At 65.3% G+C, this 15,507-nt stretch carries 27 protein-coding genes; 26 read left to right on the top strand and 1 reads right to left on the bottom strand.

Annotated elements, in window-relative coordinates:
• Positions 1–18: 18 nt before the first annotated feature.
• Positions 19–462, bottom strand: coding sequence for a putative toxin-antitoxin system toxin component, PIN family (locus ACPOLB_RS17555; RefSeq protein ID WP_425257312.1), 444 nt, complete (start codon positions 460–462; stop codon positions 19–21).
• A gap of 218 nt (positions 463–680) precedes the next feature.
• Here ACPOLB_RS17555 and rpsL point away from each other — a divergent pair, with 218 nt between their 5' ends.
• The 26 genes from rpsL to rplO all read left to right on the top strand — a co-directional run bounded on the left by rpsL (position 681) and on the right by rplO (position 15,492).
• Complete coding sequence (gene rpsL, locus ACPOLB_RS17560) at positions 681–1,058, top strand: 30S ribosomal protein S12 (protein WP_054154093.1); 378 nt, start codon at positions 681–683, stop codon at positions 1,056–1,058.
• Between the two features lie 122 nt (positions 1,059–1,180).
• Positions 1,181–1,651: a 30S ribosomal protein S7 gene (gene rpsG / locus ACPOLB_RS17565; RefSeq protein ID WP_425257313.1), complete on the top strand. Its 471-nt coding sequence runs from the start codon at positions 1,181–1,183 to the stop codon at positions 1,649–1,651.
• A gap of 70 nt (positions 1,652–1,721) precedes the next feature.
• Complete coding sequence (gene fusA, locus ACPOLB_RS17570) at positions 1,722–3,824, top strand: elongation factor G (protein WP_425257314.1); 2,103 nt, start codon at positions 1,722–1,724, stop codon at positions 3,822–3,824.
• A gap of 123 nt (positions 3,825–3,947) precedes the next feature.
• Complete coding sequence (gene tuf, locus ACPOLB_RS17575) at positions 3,948–5,138, top strand: elongation factor Tu (protein ID WP_425257303.1); 1,191 nt, start codon at positions 3,948–3,950, stop codon at positions 5,136–5,138.
• Between the two features lie 9 nt (positions 5,139–5,147).
• On the top strand, positions 5,148–5,462 hold the full coding sequence (rpsJ, locus tag ACPOLB_RS17580; protein ID WP_425257315.1) for a 30S ribosomal protein S10: 315 nt from the start codon (positions 5,148–5,150) through the stop codon (positions 5,460–5,462).
• Positions 5,463–5,661: 199 nt separating this feature from the next.
• On the top strand, positions 5,662–6,330 hold the full coding sequence (rplC, locus tag ACPOLB_RS17585) for a 50S ribosomal protein L3 (protein WP_425257316.1): 669 nt from the start codon (positions 5,662–5,664) through the stop codon (positions 6,328–6,330).
• A 2-nt stretch (positions 6,331–6,332) separates the two neighbouring features.
• The gene (rplD, locus tag ACPOLB_RS17590; RefSeq protein WP_425257317.1) at positions 6,333–6,953 is read left to right on the top strand and encodes a 50S ribosomal protein L4; all 621 of its coding nucleotides are present in this window, start codon (positions 6,333–6,335) and stop codon (positions 6,951–6,953) included.
• Positions 6,950–7,279: a 50S ribosomal protein L23 gene (rplW, locus tag ACPOLB_RS17595; RefSeq protein ID WP_425257318.1), complete on the top strand. Its 330-nt coding sequence runs from the start codon at positions 6,950–6,952 to the stop codon at positions 7,277–7,279. The genes rplD and rplW overlap by 4 nt, the downstream gene beginning before the upstream one ends.
• The gene (gene rplB / locus ACPOLB_RS17600) at positions 7,279–8,103 is read left to right on the top strand and encodes a 50S ribosomal protein L2 (protein ID WP_425257319.1); all 825 of its coding nucleotides are present in this window, start codon (positions 7,279–7,281) and stop codon (positions 8,101–8,103) included. Before rplW ends, rplB begins: the two co-directional genes overlap by 1 nt.
• Positions 8,104–8,114: 11 nt before the next feature.
• The gene (gene rpsS, locus ACPOLB_RS17605; RefSeq protein ID WP_425257320.1) at positions 8,115–8,390 is read left to right on the top strand and encodes a 30S ribosomal protein S19; all 276 of its coding nucleotides are present in this window, start codon (positions 8,115–8,117) and stop codon (positions 8,388–8,390) included.
• Positions 8,391–8,402: 12 nt separating this feature from the next.
• On the top strand, positions 8,403–8,732 hold the full coding sequence (gene rplV, locus ACPOLB_RS17610; RefSeq protein WP_425257321.1) for a 50S ribosomal protein L22: 330 nt from the start codon (positions 8,403–8,405) through the stop codon (positions 8,730–8,732).
• 16 nt (positions 8,733–8,748) lie between these two features.
• Positions 8,749–9,633 (top strand): 30S ribosomal protein S3, encoded by an 885-nt coding sequence (gene rpsC / locus ACPOLB_RS17615; RefSeq protein WP_425257322.1) that lies wholly within the window; start codon positions 8,749–8,751, stop codon positions 9,631–9,633.
• Positions 9,634–9,635: 2 nt separating this feature from the next.
• Positions 9,636–10,052, top strand: a complete 417-nt coding sequence (gene rplP / locus ACPOLB_RS17620; RefSeq protein WP_425257323.1) for a 50S ribosomal protein L16 — start codon at positions 9,636–9,638, stop codon at positions 10,050–10,052.
• A gap of 19 nt (positions 10,053–10,071) precedes the next feature.
• Positions 10,072–10,278, top strand: coding sequence for a 50S ribosomal protein L29 (gene rpmC, locus ACPOLB_RS17625; protein ID WP_425257324.1), 207 nt, complete (start codon positions 10,072–10,074; stop codon positions 10,276–10,278).
• Entirely contained in the window at positions 10,275–10,553 is a 279-nt protein-coding gene (gene rpsQ, locus ACPOLB_RS17630; RefSeq protein ID WP_425257325.1) for a 30S ribosomal protein S17, read from the top strand. The genes rpmC and rpsQ overlap by 4 nt, the downstream gene beginning before the upstream one ends.
• A gap of 100 nt (positions 10,554–10,653) precedes the next feature.
• A complete protein-coding gene (locus tag ACPOLB_RS17635; protein ID WP_425257326.1) occupies positions 10,654–11,166 on the top strand; it encodes a peroxiredoxin in 513 nt (170 codons plus the stop codon).
• Between the two features lie 186 nt (positions 11,167–11,352).
• The gene (gene rplN / locus ACPOLB_RS17640; protein ID WP_201494807.1) at positions 11,353–11,721 is read left to right on the top strand and encodes a 50S ribosomal protein L14; all 369 of its coding nucleotides are present in this window, start codon (positions 11,353–11,355) and stop codon (positions 11,719–11,721) included.
• Between the two features lie 23 nt (positions 11,722–11,744).
• Positions 11,745–12,059, top strand: coding sequence for a 50S ribosomal protein L24 (gene rplX, locus ACPOLB_RS17645; RefSeq protein WP_425257327.1), 315 nt, complete (start codon positions 11,745–11,747; stop codon positions 12,057–12,059).
• Between the two features lie 14 nt (positions 12,060–12,073).
• Entirely contained in the window at positions 12,074–12,652 is a 579-nt protein-coding gene (rplE, locus tag ACPOLB_RS17650; protein WP_425257328.1) for a 50S ribosomal protein L5, read from the top strand.
• A 9-nt stretch (positions 12,653–12,661) separates the two neighbouring features.
• Positions 12,662–12,967, top strand: a complete 306-nt coding sequence (rpsN, locus tag ACPOLB_RS17655; RefSeq protein WP_425257329.1) for a 30S ribosomal protein S14 — start codon at positions 12,662–12,664, stop codon at positions 12,965–12,967.
• A gap of 28 nt (positions 12,968–12,995) precedes the next feature.
• Entirely contained in the window at positions 12,996–13,391 is a 396-nt protein-coding gene (rpsH, locus tag ACPOLB_RS17660) for a 30S ribosomal protein S8 (protein ID WP_425257330.1), read from the top strand.
• Positions 13,392–13,406: 15 nt separating this feature from the next.
• Complete coding sequence (gene rplF, locus ACPOLB_RS17665; protein ID WP_425257331.1) at positions 13,407–13,940, top strand: 50S ribosomal protein L6; 534 nt, start codon at positions 13,407–13,409, stop codon at positions 13,938–13,940.
• Between the two features lie 11 nt (positions 13,941–13,951).
• Entirely contained in the window at positions 13,952–14,317 is a 366-nt protein-coding gene (gene rplR / locus ACPOLB_RS17670; protein ID WP_425257332.1) for a 50S ribosomal protein L18, read from the top strand.
• 22 nt (positions 14,318–14,339) lie between these two features.
• Entirely contained in the window at positions 14,340–14,858 is a 519-nt protein-coding gene (rpsE, locus tag ACPOLB_RS17675; RefSeq protein WP_425257333.1) for a 30S ribosomal protein S5, read from the top strand.
• Between the two features lie 20 nt (positions 14,859–14,878).
• Complete coding sequence (rpmD, locus tag ACPOLB_RS17680; protein WP_425257334.1) at positions 14,879–15,061, top strand: 50S ribosomal protein L30; 183 nt, start codon at positions 14,879–14,881, stop codon at positions 15,059–15,061.
• The gene (gene rplO, locus ACPOLB_RS17685) at positions 15,061–15,492 is read left to right on the top strand and encodes a 50S ribosomal protein L15 (RefSeq protein ID WP_425257335.1); all 432 of its coding nucleotides are present in this window, start codon (positions 15,061–15,063) and stop codon (positions 15,490–15,492) included. The genes rpmD and rplO overlap by 1 nt, the downstream gene beginning before the upstream one ends.
• Positions 15,493–15,507 lie beyond the last annotated feature (15 nt).

The raw sequence follows: 15,507 nt of genomic DNA on the forward strand, positions 1-15,507 counted from the left end.
GGCTTCGGCCGCCCTTTTTCATGGCCCGACGGTCGTGGGCGCCGTGCTCCAGACCGCAGGCGTCGCCACCTGCACCCCGTGCAGGCGGGCGCGTCGCGCCAGCTTCAGCAGTGCGCGGTCGTGTGTGAGCAACCACTGCGCACTCTGTGCGACGGCCAGATCGATGAAGACCTGGTCGTCGGCATCGGTGCAGTGCAGCCGGCAACGCGGGGCAGGGGGCAGCAGTTGCACGAGGTTGTCGAAGACAGTGAGCGCCTGCTCCTTGTTTGCTTGCCAGCGTGCAAGGCTGCCGTGCGCCAGCATGTGCGCCAGCTCGTCGCGCATCCAGCCGGTGGCCAGCCAGCGCAGGCGGCGCGCCAGCAGCGCGTCGGCCAGCGGCGCGGTGCGGGCGTCGCGGAACACCAGCCAGTCCAGCACGACGTTGGTGTCCAGCACCGCCGCCGGTGTCTCCGGAATGATCACGGCCCGCTCGCTTGCCCCATTTGCCCGGGCCGAATATACTAGAAGGCTTTTCGGCAGACTTTGCCGCGTGTGCCTATGGGCGCCCGAACCCGCAGTGCCCCTTCAGTTGACGACGGCGCTGCCGCGACCGGGGGCTTGTCGAGGTCCCGCAGACCCGCTGTTGCACCCGCGCGGTTTCCCGAAAAGAACATGTCGCTTCAAACGGGAACAAGCAACAAATGCCAACCATCAACCAGCTCGTGCGCCACGGCCGTGAGGTCGAAGCCACCAAGAGCAAATCGCCGGCGATGCAGAACTCGCCGCAGCGCCGCGGGGTCTGCACCCGCGTCTACACCACCACCCCCAAGAAGCCGAACTCGGCCCTGCGGAAGGTCGCCAAGGTGCGCCTGACCAACGGTTTCGAGATCATCAGCTACATCGGCGGTGAAGGTCACAACCTGCAAGAGCACAGCGTCGTGCTGGTGCGCGGCGGCCGGGTCAAGGACCTGCCGGGCGTGCGCTACCACATCGTGCGCGGCTCGCTCGACCTGCAGGGCGTGAAGGACCGCAAGCAGTCGCGTTCGAAGTACGGCGCGAAGCGCCCGAAGAAGGCCTGATCAGCCGCTCCATGTGCGGCGGGCTCCCGGTGGGCCGGCCGAGTAAGTGAAAAGTCCTGATGGCTTTTCGCGGTGCGCAGTGAACTGCGTGCACCAACTGAAACGATAGAAGGAAGACTCCCATGCCACGTCGTCGCGAAGTACCCAAGCGCGAGATCCTGCCGGACCCGAAGTTCGGTTCCGTCGACCTGTCCAAGTTCATGAACGTGATCATGGAATCGGGTAAGAAGGCCATCGCCGAGCGCATCATCTACGGCGCGCTCGACCAGGTCGAGAACAAGTCGGGCAAGGACCCGCTGGAAATCTTCCTCACCGCGCTGAACAACATCAAGCCGATGGTCGAAGTGAAGTCCCGCCGCGTCGGCGGTGCGAACTACCAAGTTCCCGTGGAAGTTCGCCCCGTGCGCCGGCAGGCTCTGGCCATGCGCTGGCTGAAGGAATCGGCGCGCAAGCGCGGCGAGAAGTCGATGGCCGCACGCCTGGCCAACGAGCTGCTGGAAGCAGCCGAAGGCCGCGGCGGCGCGATGAAGAAGCGCGACGAAGTGCACCGCATGGCTGAAGCGAACAAGGCGTTCTCGCACTTCCGCTTCTAAACCCCTGCTTCCGGCCGCCTCTACGGGTTCCTACCAACCCGGGGGCGGCTCCTGTCTTTGGAGATTGACCATGGCCCGCAAGACCCCCATCGAGCGCTACCGCAACATCGGCATCAGCGCGCACATCGATGCCGGCAAGACCACCACCACCGAGCGCATCCTGTTCTACACGGGTGTGAACCACAAGATCGGCGAGGTGCACGACGGCGCAGCCACGATGGACTGGATGGAGCAGGAGCAGGAGCGCGGCATCACGATCACGTCGGCCGCGACGACCTGCTTCTGGAAGGGCATGGACATGTCCTATCCGGAGCACCGCTTCAACATCATCGACACCCCGGGCCACGTCGACTTCACCATCGAGGTCGAGCGTTCGATGCGCGTGCTCGACGGCGCCTGCATGGTGTACTGCGCCGTGGGCGGCGTGCAGCCGCAGTCGGAAACCGTCTGGCGCCAGGCCAACAAGTACAAGGTGCCGCGCCTGGCGTTTGTCAACAAGATGGACCGCACGGGTGCCAACTTCTTCAAGGTCCACGACCAGATGAAGGCGCGCCTGAAGGCCAACCCGGTGCCGATCGTCATCCCCATCGGTTCCGAAGAGAACTTCACCGGTGTGATCGACCTCATCAAGATGAAGGCGATCATCTGGGACGAGGCCTCGCAGGGCATGAAGTTCGACTTCAAGGACATCCCTGCCGAGCTGCAGGCCGATGCCCAGAAGTGGCGCGAGAACATGATCGAGGCCGCCGCCGAGTCGAGCGAAGACCTGATGAACAAGTACCTCGAGTCGGGCGAGCTGACCGAGGCCGAGATCAAGACCGGCATCCGTGCACGCACGCTGGCCGCCGAGATCCAGCCGATGTTCTGCGGCACCGCCTTCAAGAACAAGGGCGTGCAGCGCATGCTCGACGGCGTCATCGACTTCCTGCCGTCGCCGATCGACGTGCCGCCCGTGCCGGGCACCGACGACGACGACAAGCCCGTCTCGCGCCGTGCCGACGACAGCGAGAAGTTCGCTGCGCTCGCGTTCAAGCTGATGACCGACCCGTACGTCGGTCAGCTGACGTTCGTCCGCGTGTACTCGGGCGTGCTGAAGTCGGGTGACTCGGTCTACAACCCGATCCGCGGCAAGAAGGAACGCATCGGCCGGATCCTGCAGATGCACGCCAACCAGCGTGAGGAGATCAAGGAGATCCTGGCCGGCGACATCGCCGCCTGCGTGGGCCTGAAGGACGTCACCACGGGCGAAACCCTGTGCGACCCGGAAAGCATCATCACGCTGGAAAAGATGATCTTCCCCGAGCCCGTGATCTCGCAGGCCGTCGAGCCCAAGACCAAGGCCGACCAGGAAAAGATGGGCATCGCGCTGGGCCGCCTGGCTGCCGAAGACCCGTCGTTCCGCATGCGCACCGACGAGGAAAGCGGCCAGACCATCATCTCGGGCATGGGCGAGCTGCACCTGGAAATCATCGTCGACCGCATGAAGCGCGAATTCGGCGTGGAAGCCAACGTCGGCAAGCCGCAGGTGGCGTACCGCGAGACCATCCGCAAGGGTGTCAGCGACGTCGAAGGCAAGTTCGTGCGCCAGTCGGGCGGCAAGGGCCAGTACGGCCATGTCGTGCTGACGGTCGAGCCGCAGGAGCCGGGCAAGGGCTTCGAGTTCGTCGACGCCATCAAGGGTGGTGTCGTGCCGCGCGAGTTCATTCCCGCGGTGAAGAAGGGCATCGAAGACACGCTGCCGAACGGCGTGCTCGCCGGCTACCCGGTGGTGGACGTGAAGGTCACGCTGACCTTCGGTTCGTACCACGAGGTGGACTCGAATGAAAACGCGTTCAAGATGGCCGCGTCGATGGGCTTCAAGGACGGCTGCCGCAAGGCCCAGCCGGTGATCCTGGAGCCGATGATGGCCGTGGAAGTGGAGACGCCGGAAGACTACGCCGGCGGCGTGATGGGCGACCTGTCCAGCCGCCGCGGCATGGTGCAGGGCATGGACGACATGCCCGGTGGCGGCAAGGTCATCAAGGCCGAGGTGCCGCTGTCCGAGATGTTCGGCTACAGCACGACGCTGCGCTCGATGAGCCAGGGCCGCGCGACGTACACGATGGAGTTCAAGCACTACAGCGAAGCTCCGAAGAACGTCGCCGACGCGATCATCACCGCACGCGGCAAGTAAACCCGCTTCAATCAAGCCGGTCTTCGAGAGGGTGGCGCGCGCTGCCAGTGGCGAGCGAACCATCACCCTGTCGGAAACCTAAAACCTCAACACTGGCAACGCTCTTTTCTGGAGAAAAGCGACATGGCAAAAGGTAAGTTTGAACGCACGAAGCCGCACGTGAACGTGGGCACGATTGGTCACGTGGACCACGGCAAGACGACGCTGACGGCGGCGATCACGACGATCCTGGCGAAGAAGTTCGGTGGCGAGGCGAAGGCCTACGACCAGATCGACGCGGCGCCGGAAGAGAAGGCGCGCGGCATCACGATCAACACCGCGCACGTCGAGTACGAGACGGCCAACCGGCACTACGCGCACGTGGACTGCCCGGGCCACGCCGACTACGTGAAGAACATGATCACGGGTGCGGCGCAGATGGACGGCGCGATCCTGGTGTGCTCGGCCGCTGACGGCCCGATGCCGCAGACCCGCGAGCACATCCTGCTGGCGCGCCAGGTCGGCGTGCCGTACATCATCGTGTTCCTGAACAAGTGCGACATGGTGGACGACGCCGAGCTGCTCGAGCTGGTGGAGATGGAAGTCCGCGAACTGCTGAGCAAATACGACTTCCCCGGCGACGACACCCCGATCGTCAAGGGCAGCGCGAAGCTGGCCATGGAAGGCGACACCGGCGACCTGGGCGAGCAGGCCATCATGCGCCTGGCCGACGCGCTGGACAGCTACATCCCCACGCCCGAGCGCGCGGTGGACGGCGCGTTCCTGATGCCGGTGGAAGACGTGTTCTCGATCTCGGGCCGTGGCACGGTCGTGACCGGCCGCGTCGAGCGCGGCGTGGTCAAGGTCGGTGAGGAAATCGAGATCGTGGGCATCCGCCCGACGGTCAAGACCACCTGCACGGGCGTGGAGATGTTCCGCAAGCTGCTGGACCAGGGCCAGGCGGGCGACAACGTGGGCATCCTGCTGCGCGGCACGAAGCGCGAAGACGTCGAGCGCGGCCAGGTGCTGTGCAAGCCGGGTTCGGTGAAGCCGCACACGCACTTCACGGCCGAGATCTACGTGCTGAGCAAGGAAGAAGGCGGCCGGCACACGCCGTTCTTCAACAACTACCGGCCGCAGTTCTACTTCCGCACGACGGACGTGACGGGCGCGGTGGAGCTGCCGAAGGACAAGGAAATGGTGATGCCTGGCGACAACGTGAGCATCACGGTGAAGCTGATCAACCCGATCGCGATGGAAGAAGGCCTGCGCTTCGCCATCCGTGAAGGCGGCCGCACCGTCGGCGCCGGCGTCGTGGCCAAGATCATCGAGTAAGGATCGGCCATGAGCAGCAAGCAAAAGATCCGCATCCGCCTGAAGGCCTTCGACTACAAGCTGATCGACCAGTCCGCCCAGGAGATCGTCGAGACCGCCAAGCGCACTGGCGCCATCGTCAAGGGCCCCGTGCCCCTGCCGACGCGCATGCAGCGTTTCGACATCCTGCGCTCGCCGCACGTCAACAAGACGAGCCGCGACCAGTTCGAGATCCGCACGCACCAGCGCCTGATGGACATCGTCGACCCCACCGACAAGACCGTGGACGCGCTGATGAAGCTCGACCTGCCGGCCGGCGTGGACGTCGAGATCAAGCTGCAGTAAGCCGCTGCCGCGACGGCGTGGCAGTTGCGGGTTCGCCCGCTGCTGCTACAATCGCGGGCTTTCCCCGAGCTGCCTCTTGGCGGCCCGGGGATTTGTTGTTCGACTCCCCTCGGGGTGCGGGCAGCACAACAACCACCCCGGCCAATCGATGTCGGGATCGTGAACAAAGGCGCCTTCAAACCGCGCTGGAGAAATGACCATGAGCATGAGCGAACAGCTCGGCTTGCTGGGCCGCAAGGTGGGCATGATGCGCATCTTCACGGACGATGGCGATGCCATCCCCGTGACGGTGCTCGACGTGTCCAACAACCGCGTCACGCAAGTCAAGACGGCTGCCACCGACGGCTACAACGCGCTGCAAGTCGCGTTCGGCGCCCGCAAGGCCAGCCGCGTCAGCAAGCCCGAAGCCGGGCACCTGGCGAAGGCCGGCGTCGAAGCCGGCACCATCCTGAAGGAATTCCGCGTCACCGCCGAGATCGCTGGCCAGTACAAGGCTGGTGCGGTCGTGCCCGTGGCCCTGTTTGCCGCCGGCCAGAAGGTCGACGTGCAGGGCACGTCGCACGGCAAGGGCTACGCCGGCACCATCAAGCGCCACAACTTCAGCTCGCAGCGCGCGTCGCACGGCAACAGCCGTTCGCACAACGTGCCGGGCTCGATCTCGATGGCGCAGGACCCGGGCCGTGTGTTCCCGGGCAAGAAGATGACCGGCCACATGGGCGACGAGACGGTCAGCGTGCAGAACCTCGACATCATCCGCATCGACGAAGCGCGTTCGCTGCTGCTGGTGCGTGGCGCTGTCCCGGGCGCGAAGAACGGCCACGTGGTCGTGCGTCCCGCCGTCAAGGCCAAGCTGAAGAAGGGAGCTTGAGAATGCAGCTCGAACTCCTGAACGAACAAGGCCAGGCCACGGCCAAGGTCGACGCGCCGGACACCGTGTTCGCGCGTGACTACAACGAGGCCCTGGTGCACCAGGTCGTCGTCGCCTTCCAGGCCAACGCGCGCCAGGGCACCCGTGCCCAGATGGACCGCGGCGAGGTCAAGCACTCGACCAAGAAGCCGTTCCGCCAGAAGGGCACCGGCCGCGCACGCGCCGGCATGACCTCCAGCCCGCTGTGGCGTGGCGGCGGCCGCATCTTCCCGAACCGCCCTGACGAGAACTTCTCGCACAAGGTCAACAAGAAGATGTACCGCGCCGGCATGGCCGCGATCCTGTCGCAGCTGGCCCGTGACGGCCGTCTGGCGGTGGTCGACAGCGTCAGCGTCGACGCCCCCAAGACCAAGCTGCTGGCTGCCAAGCTCAAGGCCATGGGCCTGGAGTCGGTGATGGTCATCACCGACCAGATCGACGACAACCTGGCGCTGGCCTCGCGCAACCTGGCCAACGTGCTGGTCGTCGAGCCGCGTTATGCCGATCCGCTGTCGCTCGTCTTCTACAAGAAGGTGCTGGTGACCAAGGGCGCGATCGAGCAGCTCAAGGAGATGTACGCATGAGCCGCATCAATCCCACGGGCCTGAAGTTCGACGAAGGTCGGCTGGCCACGATCCTGGTCGCTCCGATCATCTCCGAGAAGGCCACGCGCATGGCCGAGAAGCAGAACCAGGTTCTGTTCAAGGTGCTGCGCGACGCCACGAAGCCGGAAATCAAGGCTGCGGTCGAACTGATGTTCAAGGTCGAGGTGGCTTCGGTCACGACCACCGTGCAAAAGGGCAAGGTCAAGCGCTTCGGTCGTTCCATTGGCCGCCGCGACCACGTCAAGAAGGCGTACGTCGCGTTGAAGCCGGGCCAGGAGCTCAACTTCTCCGGGGAGGCCGCGTAATGGCTGTCGTCAAGGTCAAACCGACATCGCCCGGCCGCCGTGCCGTGGTGAAGGTGGTGCACAAGCACCTGCACAAGGGCGCTCCCGAAGCGTCGCTGCTGGAACCGCAGAAGCAGAACTCGGGCCGCAACAACAACGGCCACATCACGATGCGGCACAAGGGTGGTGGCCACAAGCACCACTACCGCGTCGTCGACTTCGTGCGCAACAAGGACGGCATCCCGGCGAAGGTCGAGCGCATCGAGTACGACCCGAACCGCACGGCGCATATTGCGCTGGTGGTGTATGCCGACGGCGAGCGCCGCTACATCATCGCCCCGCGCGGTGTCGAGGCCGGTGCCACGCTGATGAGCGGCGCCGAGGCGCCGATCAAGGCCGGCAACACGCTGCCCATCCGCAACATCCCGGTCGGCTCCATCATCCACTGCGTGGAGATGATGCCTGGCAAGGGTGCGCAGATCGCGCGTTCGGCCGGCACCAGCGTCACGCTGATGGCCCGCGAAGGCATCTACGCGCAGGTCCGCCTGCGCTCGGGTGAAGTGCGCAAGATCCACATCGACTGCCGCGCCACCATCGGCGAAGTCAGCAACGAAGAGCACAGCCTGCGCCAGTACGGCAAGGCGGGTGCGATCCGTTGGAAGGGCATCCGCCCGACCGTGCGCGGTACCGCCATGAACCCGGTCGACCACCCGCACGGTGGTGGCGAGGGCAAGACGGGCGAAGGCCAGCCGCAGGTGTCGCCGTGGAACACCCTGACGAAGGGCTACCGCACCCGCAACAACAAGCGCACGCAGACGATGATCGTCTCGCGTCGCAAGAAGTGAGGTCGTAGAACATGACCCGTTCACTCAAGAAGGGTCCCTTCGTGGACCACCACCTGCTGGCCAAGGTCGAGAAGGCCGCCGCCATCAAGGACAAGAAGCCGATCAAGACCTGGTCGCGCCGCTCGACGATCCTGCCCGAGTTCATCGGCCTGACCGTCGCCGTGCACAACGGCAAGCAGCACGTTCCCGTCTACGTGACCGACCAGATGGTCGGCCACAAGCTCGGCGAATTCGCCCTCACCCGCTTGTTCAAGGGTCACCCCGCGGACAAGAAGGCCAAGAAGTAAGGAGCGCGAGCGATGGAAACCAAAGCAAGCGTGCGCGGTGTGCGCCTCTCCGTGGACAAGGGCCGCCTCGTGGCCGACATGATCCGCGGCAAGAAGGTCGACCAGGCGCTGAACATCCTGTCCTTCACGCAGAAGAAGGCCGCCGGCATCATCAAGAAGGCCGTCGACTCTGCCGTGGCCAACGCCGAGCACAACGACGGTGCCGACATCGACGAGTTGAAGATCACCTCGATCTACGTCGAGCAGGGCGCCACGCTGAAGCGCTTCTCCGCGCGCGCCAAGGGCCGCGGCAACCGCATCAGCAAGGGCACCTGCCACATCTTCGTGACGGTCGGCAACTGAGGCACCAGGAAGAACCATGGGACAGAAAATCCACCCGACCGGCTTCCGCCTCAGCGTCACACGCGCCTGGGGCTCGCGCTGGTTCGCCACCAACCGCAACTTCGCCGGCATGCTGGCCGAAGACCTGCAGGTGCGTGACTACCTCAAGGGCAAGCTGAAGAATGCGGCGGTGTCGCGCATCCTCATCGAGCGCCCTGCCAAGAACGCGCGCATCACGATCTACTCGGCACGTCCGGGCGTCGTGATCGGCAAGAAGGGCGAGGACATCGAGAACCTGAAGGCCGAACTGGGCCGTCGCCTGGGCGTGCCGGTGGCAGTGAACATCGAGGAAGTGCGCAAGCCCGAAATCGATGCCCAGCTGATCGCCGACAGCATCACGCAGCAGCTCGAGAAGCGCATCATGTTCCGTCGTGCGATGAAGCGCGCGATGCAGAACGCGATGCGTCTGGGCGCCCAGGGCATCAAGATCATGTCGTCGGGCCGCCTGAACGGCATCGAGATCGCCCGCTGCGAGTGGTACCGCGAAGGTCGCGTGCCGCTCCACACGCTCAAGGCCGACATCGACTACGGTTTCTCGGAAGCCAAGACCACCTACGGCGTCATCGGCGTCAAGGTCTGGGTCTACCGCGGCGACCGCCTCGCCAATGGCGAAGCGCCCGCGATCCCGAAGACCGAAGGCGACGACGACCGTCGCAACCGCCGCCCGCCGCGCGGTGACCGTCCGGGCGGTGACCGCCCGGGTGCCGGCCGTGGCCGCCCTGGTGGCGACCGTGGTCCGCGTGCCGACGGCGCTCCGGCGCCGGCTGCCGCCGCCCCCGCGGGCGACGCCCCGAAGGGCCCGGCCGTCAAGCGCGTGCGCCGCGCGGCCCCGGCCGCCGGTGGCGAGAGCAAAGGAGAATAACGATGCTGCAACCCTCACGCCGCAAGTTCCGCAAGGAACACAAGGGCCGCAACACCGGCATCGCCACGCGTGGCGCGGCCGTGTCGTTCGGCGACTTCGGCCTCAAGGCCACCGAGCGCGGCCGCATCACGGCGCGCCAGATCGAAGCTGCGCGTCGTGCGATCAGCCGCCACATCAAGCGCGGCGGCCGCATCTTCATCCGCATCTTCCCGGACAAGCCGATCTCGCAGAAGCCCGCTGAAGTCCGCATGGGCAACGGCAAGGGCAACCCCGAGTACTACGTGGCCGAGATCCAGCCGGGCAAGGTGCTGTACGAAATCAACGGCGTGCCCGAGCAACTGGCCCGCGAGGCGTTCACGCTGGCGGCCGCGAAGCTGCCGCTGCGTTGCACCTTCGTCGCCCGCCAGGTCGGCGCTTGAGCACGGAAAGACAAGCACCATGAAAGCATCCGAACTGCGCACCAAGGACGTGGCCGCGCTGGAGAAGGAAGTCACTGACCTGCTCAAGGCCCACTTCGGCCTGCGCATGCAGAAGGCGACCCAACAGCTGACCAACAACGCGCAACTGGGCGACACGCGCCGCGACATCGCACGCGTGAAGACCATCATCGCCGAGAAGAAGCGTCAACAAGGGGCCGCGAAATGACCGAAGCTCAAGCCACCCCGGTCACGAACACCCGCACGTTCGTCGGCCGCATCGTCAGCGACAAGCGCGCGAAGACGGTCACCGTCCTGGTCGAGCGCCGCACCGCGCACGAGCTGTACGGCAAGATCGTCGCCCGCTCGCGCAAGTACCACGCGCACGACGAGAAGGGCGAGTACAAGATGGGCGACCTGGTCGAGATCGCCGAAGGCCGTCCGATCAGCAAGACCAAGAGCTGGGTCGTGACCCGCCTCATCGAGAAGGCCAAGCTGGTCTAAGCACCTGCGTCAGCCTGGAACGGCCGGAAGCTGGATACTCCAGCCCCGGCCGTTTTGCATGGCGGCTGCCCCACACACTGTTCCACACGAGGAGAACGCGATGCTGAAAGTCGGAGACAAGCTGCCCGCAGGCAGCCTGCAGGAATACGTGGAGGTCGAAGGCAACGGCTGCTCGATCGGACCCAACAGCTTCGACATCGAGAAGTCGACCGCCGGCAAGACCATCGCGATCTTCGCGCTGCCGGGAGCCTACACGCCCACCTGCTCGGCCAAGCACGTGCCGGGCTACGTTGCGCAGGCCGACGCGCTGAAGGCCGCCGGTGTCGACGAGATCTGGTGCGTGTCGGTCAACGACGCCTTCGTGATGGGTGCCTGGGGCCGCGATCAGCAGACCGCCGGCAAGGTGCGCATGATGGGCGACGGCAGCGCCACCTTCACGCAGGCCACCGGCCTGACGCTGGACCTCACCGCGCGTGGCATGGGCCTGCGGTCGAACCGCTACTCGATGCTGGTGGTCGACGGTGTCGTCAAGACGCTCAACGTCGAGGCGCCCGGCAAGTTCGAGGTCAGCGATGCCGACACGATGCTGAAGCAGGTCCAGGCGCTGGCCTGAAAACTTTCCCCCGGGTTGCTTGACGCGGCCCGGCTTTGCCCCGCATAATGCAAGGCTTCGCCGGAATGGCGCGTTTCTTTATGGGGCGCGGCGTTTCCGGTATCTGCCCAAAGTTCCTCCCAGACTCGGGCCCAAGACTGCTGCACGGCGCCTCACGGCAACGCGCGGACAAGTTGGGGACAAAACATGATCCAAATGCAATCGCGGCTCGACGTGGCCGACAACACGGGCGCGAAGTCCGTCATGTGCATCAAGGTGCTCGGTGGCTCCAAGCGCCGCTATGCCGGCATCGGTGATGTCATCAAGGTCAGCATCAAGGAAGCTGCGCCGCGTGGTCGCGTCAAGAAGGGCGAGGTCTACAGTGCCGTCGTCGTTCGCACCGCCAAGGGCGTGCGCCGCCAGGATGGCTCGCTGATCAAGTTCGACGGCAATGCCGCCGTCCTGCTGAACGCCAAGCTGGAGCCGATCGGCACCCGCATCTTCGGGCCGGTGACGCGCGAGCTGCGCACCGAGCGCTTCATGAAGATCGTGTCGCTGGCGCCGGAAGTGCTCTGACGCGCACAGATCGAGGACCGACCATGAACAAACTCCGCAAAGGCGACCAGGTCATCGTGCTGACCGGCCGCGACAAGGGCAAGCGCGGCGCCATCGCGCAGCGCGTCGATGCCGACCACGTGATCGTCGAAGGCGTGAACGTCGTCAAGAAGCACGTCAAGCCGAACCCGCTCAAGGGCACCACCGGCGGCGTGATCGACAAGACCATGCCCATCCACCAGTCGAACGTGGCGATCTACAACGCCGCCACCGGCAAGGCCGATCGCGTCGGCATCAAGATCGACGGCGACAAGAAGACGCGTGTCTTCAAGTCGAGCGGCGCCGAGATCAAGGCCTGAAGGTAGAAGACACCATGGCAAAGACTCAAGCAGCCCCGGCCGCAGCCCCCGCGCAAGCGCGCCTGCAGGCCATCTACCGCGACAAGATCGTGCCCGAGCTGATGGCCAAGTTCGGCTACACCTCGATCATGCAGGTGCCGCGCCTGGAAAAGATCACGCTGAACATGGGCGTGAGCGAGGCCGTCTCCGACAAGAAGGTCATGGACAACGCCGTCGGCGACCTGACCAAGATCGCCGGCCAGAAGCCCGTCGTCACGAAGAGCAAGAAGCCGATCGCCGGCTTCAAGATCCGTGAGGGCGTGCCCATCGGCTGCATGGTCACGCTGCGTGGCGTGCGCATGTACGAATTCCTCGACCGCTTCGTCACCGTGGCCCTGCCGCGCGTGCGTGACTTCCGCGGCATCAGCGGGCGTTCGTTCGATGGCCGTGGCAACTACAACATCGGCGTCAAAGAGCAGATCATCTTCCCGGAAATCGAGTACGACAAGATCGACGCGATCCGTGGCATGAACATCAGCATCACGACCAGCGCAAAGAACGACGACGAGTGCAAGGCACTGCTCGCCGCGTTCAAGTTCCCGTTCAAGAACTGAAGGCAAGAGATGGCAAAGACATCCCTGATCCAGCGCGAAGAAAAGCGCGAGAAGCTGGTCGCCAAGTACGCCAAGAAGTACGCCGAGCTGAAGGCCGTCTCCAACGACGCGCAGCGCTCGGACGAAGAACGTTACGCTGCCCGCCTGGAGCTGCAGAAGCTGCCGCGCAATGCGAACCCGACCCGTCTGCGCAACCGCTGCGCCCTGACCGGTCGTCCGCGCGGCACGTTCCGCATGTTCGGCCTCGGCCGCAACAAGATCCGCGAACTCGCCTTCAAGGGCGACATCCCCGGTCTGGTCAAGGCCAGCTGGTGAGCCCGGCGAGAAGCGAAGGAGATTTGTTATGAGCATGAGTGATCCCATCGCGGACATGCTGACCCGCATCCGCAACGCGCAGATCGTCCAGAAGGCTGCCGTGACGATGCCGTCGTCGAAGCTGAAGGTCGCGATCGCGCAGGTGCTGAAGGACGAGGGCTACATCGACGGTTTCGCGGTCAAGGCCGACGGCGCCAAGAGCGAGCTCGAGATCGCGCTGAAGTACTACGCCGGCCGCCCGGTGATCGAGCGCATCGAGCGCGTGAGCCGCCCCGGCCTGCGCATCTACAAGGGCCGCGACGCCATTCCGCAGGTCATGAATGGCCTCGGCGTCGCCATCGTCACCACGCCCAAGGGCGTGATGACCGACCGCAAGGCGCGCCAGACCGGTGTCGGTGGCGAAGTCCTCTGCTACGTCGCCTAAGGAAGGACGAATCACATGTCCCGCGTAGGAAAGATGCTGATCGAGGTGCCGAAGGGCGTTGACGTCTCGATCACGGCAGACCAGATCACCGTCAAGGGTGGCAACGGCACGCTGGTGCGCGCCATGAACCCGCTCGTCAGCATCAAGAACGATGCCGGCAAGCTGAGCTTCACGCCTGCCAATGACAGCACCGAGGCCGATGCGATGAGCGGCACGATGCGTGCGCTCGTCAACAACATGGTCAACGGTGTCGGCAAGGGCTTCGAGAAGAAGCTGACGCTGGTGGGCGTGGGCTTCCGTGCCCAGGCCGCCGGCTCCAAGCTGAACCTGCAGATCGGCTTCTCGCATCCGGTGGTCAAGGACATGCCGGAAGGCGTGAAGGTGGCCTGCCCGACCCAGACCGAGATCGTCATCTCCGGTGCCGACCGCCAGCGCGTCGGCCAGGTGGCGGCCGAGGTGCGAGCCTTCCGTCCCCCCGAGCCGTACAAGGGCAAGGGGATCCGTTACGCCGATGAGCGCGTGACCCTCAAAGAGACGAAGAAGAAGTAAGGAGCGACGACATGATCACCAAGAAAGAACAGCGTCTTCGCCGTTCGCGCCAGACCCGGCTGCGCATCGCGCAGCAGCGCGTCGCGCGTCTGACCGTGTTCCGCTCCAACCTGCACATCTACGCCAGCATCGTCTCCGACGACGGCTCGCAGATCCTGGCCAGCGCCTCCACGGCCGAGAAGGAAGTGCGCGACCAGCTGGGTGCCGCGGGCAAGGGCGGCAATGCCGCAGCTGCCACGATCATCGGCAAGCGCATCGCCGAGAAGGCCAAGGCCGCCGGCGTCGAGAAGGTCGCGTTCGACCGTTCGGGTTTTGCGTACCACGGCCGCGTGAAGGCGCTGGCCGAGGCGGCGCGCGAAGCCGGCCTCCAGTTCTGACGGGCGCAAAGGAACACATCAAATGGCAAAGTTCACTCCCCGCCAGCAGACCGAAGGCAACGACGACGGCCTGAAGGAAAAGATGATCGCGGTCAACCGCGTCACCAAGGTCGTCAAGGGCGGCCGCACGCTCAGCTTCGCTGCGCTCACCGTCGTCGGCGACGGCGATGGCCGCATCGGCATGGGCAAGGGCAAGGCCAAGGAAGTGCCGGTCGCGGTGCAGAAGGCGATGGAATCGGCGCGCCGCAACATGGTCAAGGTGCAATTGCGCAACGGCACCATCCACCACAACGTGCGCGGCGAGCACGGCGCGGCCAAGGTGCTGATGGCGCCGGCCAAGCCGGGTGACGGCATCATTGCCGGCGGCCCGATGCGTGCCGTGTTCGAAGTGATGGGCGTGACCGACATCGTGGCCAAGAGCCTCGGTTCGAGCAACCCGTACAACATGGTTCGCGCCACGCTCGACGCGCTGAAGCGCTCGACGACGGCTGCCGAAGTGGCGGCCAAGCGCGGCAAGTCGGTCGAAGACCTCTTCAACTGACACCGGCTCGGAGAACTCTCATGTCCGACAAGAAAACCCTGACCGTCACGCTCGTCAAGAGCGTCGCCGGCACGCGCCAGTCGCACCGTGACACGGTGCGCGGCCTGGGCCTGCGCAAGATCAACAGCCAGCGTGTGCTCGAAGACACGCCGGCGGTGCGCGGCATGATCAACAAGGTCGCGTACCTGGTGAAGGTGCTGTGATGGAAATCAACACGATCAAACCTGCCGAAGGCAGCAAGAAGGCGCGTCGCCGCGTCGGCCGGGGCATCGGTTCGGGCCTGGGCAAGACCGCAGGTCGCGGCCACAAGGGCCAGAAGTCGCGTGCGGGCGGCTACCACAAGGTGGGCTTCGAAGGCGGCCAGATGCCGCTGCAGCGTCGCCTGCCCAAGCGCGGCTTCAAGTCGGCGCAGCTGAAGTACAACGGCGAAGTGACGCTGGCCGACCTGCAGGCGCTGGACGCCGCTGAAGTCGACCTGCTGACGCTGAAGGCCGCCGGCCTGGTGCGGCAGCTGATCAAGACCGTCAAGGTCATCAAGTCGGGCGAGCTGACGCGTGCCGTGGTGCTCAAGGGCATCGGCGCGACCGCGGGTGCCAAGGCAGCCATCGAGGCCGCCGGCGGCTCCATCGCCTAAGAGGACCCGGGAAGC

The organism is Rubrivivax soli (assembly GCF_049810355.1).
GTDB lineage: Bacteria > Pseudomonadota > Gammaproteobacteria > Burkholderiales > Burkholderiaceae_C > Rubrivivax.

Excerpts from the sequence above, each read along its gene's own strand:
- rpsL (WP_054154093.1), top strand. The coding sequence starts at position 681 with ATGCCAACCATCAACCAGCTCGTGCGCCACGGCCGTGAGGTCGAAGCC.
- rpsG (WP_425257313.1), top strand. The coding sequence starts at position 1,181 with ATGCCACGTCGTCGCGAAGTACCCAAGCGCGAGATCCTGCCGGACCCG.
- fusA (WP_425257314.1), top strand. The coding sequence starts at position 1,722 with ATGGCCCGCAAGACCCCCATCGAGCGCTACCGCAACATCGGCATCAGC.
- tuf (WP_425257303.1), top strand. The coding sequence starts at position 3,948 with ATGGCAAAAGGTAAGTTTGAACGCACGAAGCCGCACGTGAACGTGGGC.
- rpsJ (WP_425257315.1), top strand. The coding sequence starts at position 5,148 with ATGAGCAGCAAGCAAAAGATCCGCATCCGCCTGAAGGCCTTCGACTAC.
- rplC (WP_425257316.1), top strand. The coding sequence starts at position 5,662 with ATGAGCATGAGCGAACAGCTCGGCTTGCTGGGCCGCAAGGTGGGCATG.
- rplD (WP_425257317.1), top strand. The coding sequence starts at position 6,333 with ATGCAGCTCGAACTCCTGAACGAACAAGGCCAGGCCACGGCCAAGGTC.
- rplW (WP_425257318.1), top strand. The coding sequence starts at position 6,950 with ATGAGCCGCATCAATCCCACGGGCCTGAAGTTCGACGAAGGTCGGCTG.
- rplB (WP_425257319.1), top strand. The coding sequence starts at position 7,279 with ATGGCTGTCGTCAAGGTCAAACCGACATCGCCCGGCCGCCGTGCCGTG.
- rpsS (WP_425257320.1), top strand. The coding sequence starts at position 8,115 with ATGACCCGTTCACTCAAGAAGGGTCCCTTCGTGGACCACCACCTGCTG.
- rplV (WP_425257321.1), top strand. The coding sequence starts at position 8,403 with ATGGAAACCAAAGCAAGCGTGCGCGGTGTGCGCCTCTCCGTGGACAAG.
- rpsC (WP_425257322.1), top strand. The coding sequence starts at position 8,749 with ATGGGACAGAAAATCCACCCGACCGGCTTCCGCCTCAGCGTCACACGC.
- rplP (WP_425257323.1), top strand. The coding sequence starts at position 9,636 with ATGCTGCAACCCTCACGCCGCAAGTTCCGCAAGGAACACAAGGGCCGC.
- rpmC (WP_425257324.1), top strand. The coding sequence starts at position 10,072 with ATGAAAGCATCCGAACTGCGCACCAAGGACGTGGCCGCGCTGGAGAAG.
- rpsQ (WP_425257325.1), top strand. The coding sequence starts at position 10,275 with ATGACCGAAGCTCAAGCCACCCCGGTCACGAACACCCGCACGTTCGTC.
- ACPOLB_RS17635 (WP_425257326.1), top strand. The coding sequence starts at position 10,654 with ATGCTGAAAGTCGGAGACAAGCTGCCCGCAGGCAGCCTGCAGGAATAC.
- rplN (WP_201494807.1), top strand. The coding sequence starts at position 11,353 with ATGATCCAAATGCAATCGCGGCTCGACGTGGCCGACAACACGGGCGCG.
- rplX (WP_425257327.1), top strand. The coding sequence starts at position 11,745 with ATGAACAAACTCCGCAAAGGCGACCAGGTCATCGTGCTGACCGGCCGC.
- rplE (WP_425257328.1), top strand. The coding sequence starts at position 12,074 with ATGGCAAAGACTCAAGCAGCCCCGGCCGCAGCCCCCGCGCAAGCGCGC.
- rpsN (WP_425257329.1), top strand. The coding sequence starts at position 12,662 with ATGGCAAAGACATCCCTGATCCAGCGCGAAGAAAAGCGCGAGAAGCTG.
- rpsH (WP_425257330.1), top strand. The coding sequence starts at position 12,996 with ATGAGCATGAGTGATCCCATCGCGGACATGCTGACCCGCATCCGCAAC.
- rplF (WP_425257331.1), top strand. The coding sequence starts at position 13,407 with ATGTCCCGCGTAGGAAAGATGCTGATCGAGGTGCCGAAGGGCGTTGAC.
- rplR (WP_425257332.1), top strand. The coding sequence starts at position 13,952 with ATGATCACCAAGAAAGAACAGCGTCTTCGCCGTTCGCGCCAGACCCGG.
- rpsE (WP_425257333.1), top strand. The coding sequence starts at position 14,340 with ATGGCAAAGTTCACTCCCCGCCAGCAGACCGAAGGCAACGACGACGGC.
- rpmD (WP_425257334.1), top strand. The coding sequence starts at position 14,879 with ATGTCCGACAAGAAAACCCTGACCGTCACGCTCGTCAAGAGCGTCGCC.
- rplO (WP_425257335.1), top strand. The coding sequence starts at position 15,061 with ATGGAAATCAACACGATCAAACCTGCCGAAGGCAGCAAGAAGGCGCGT.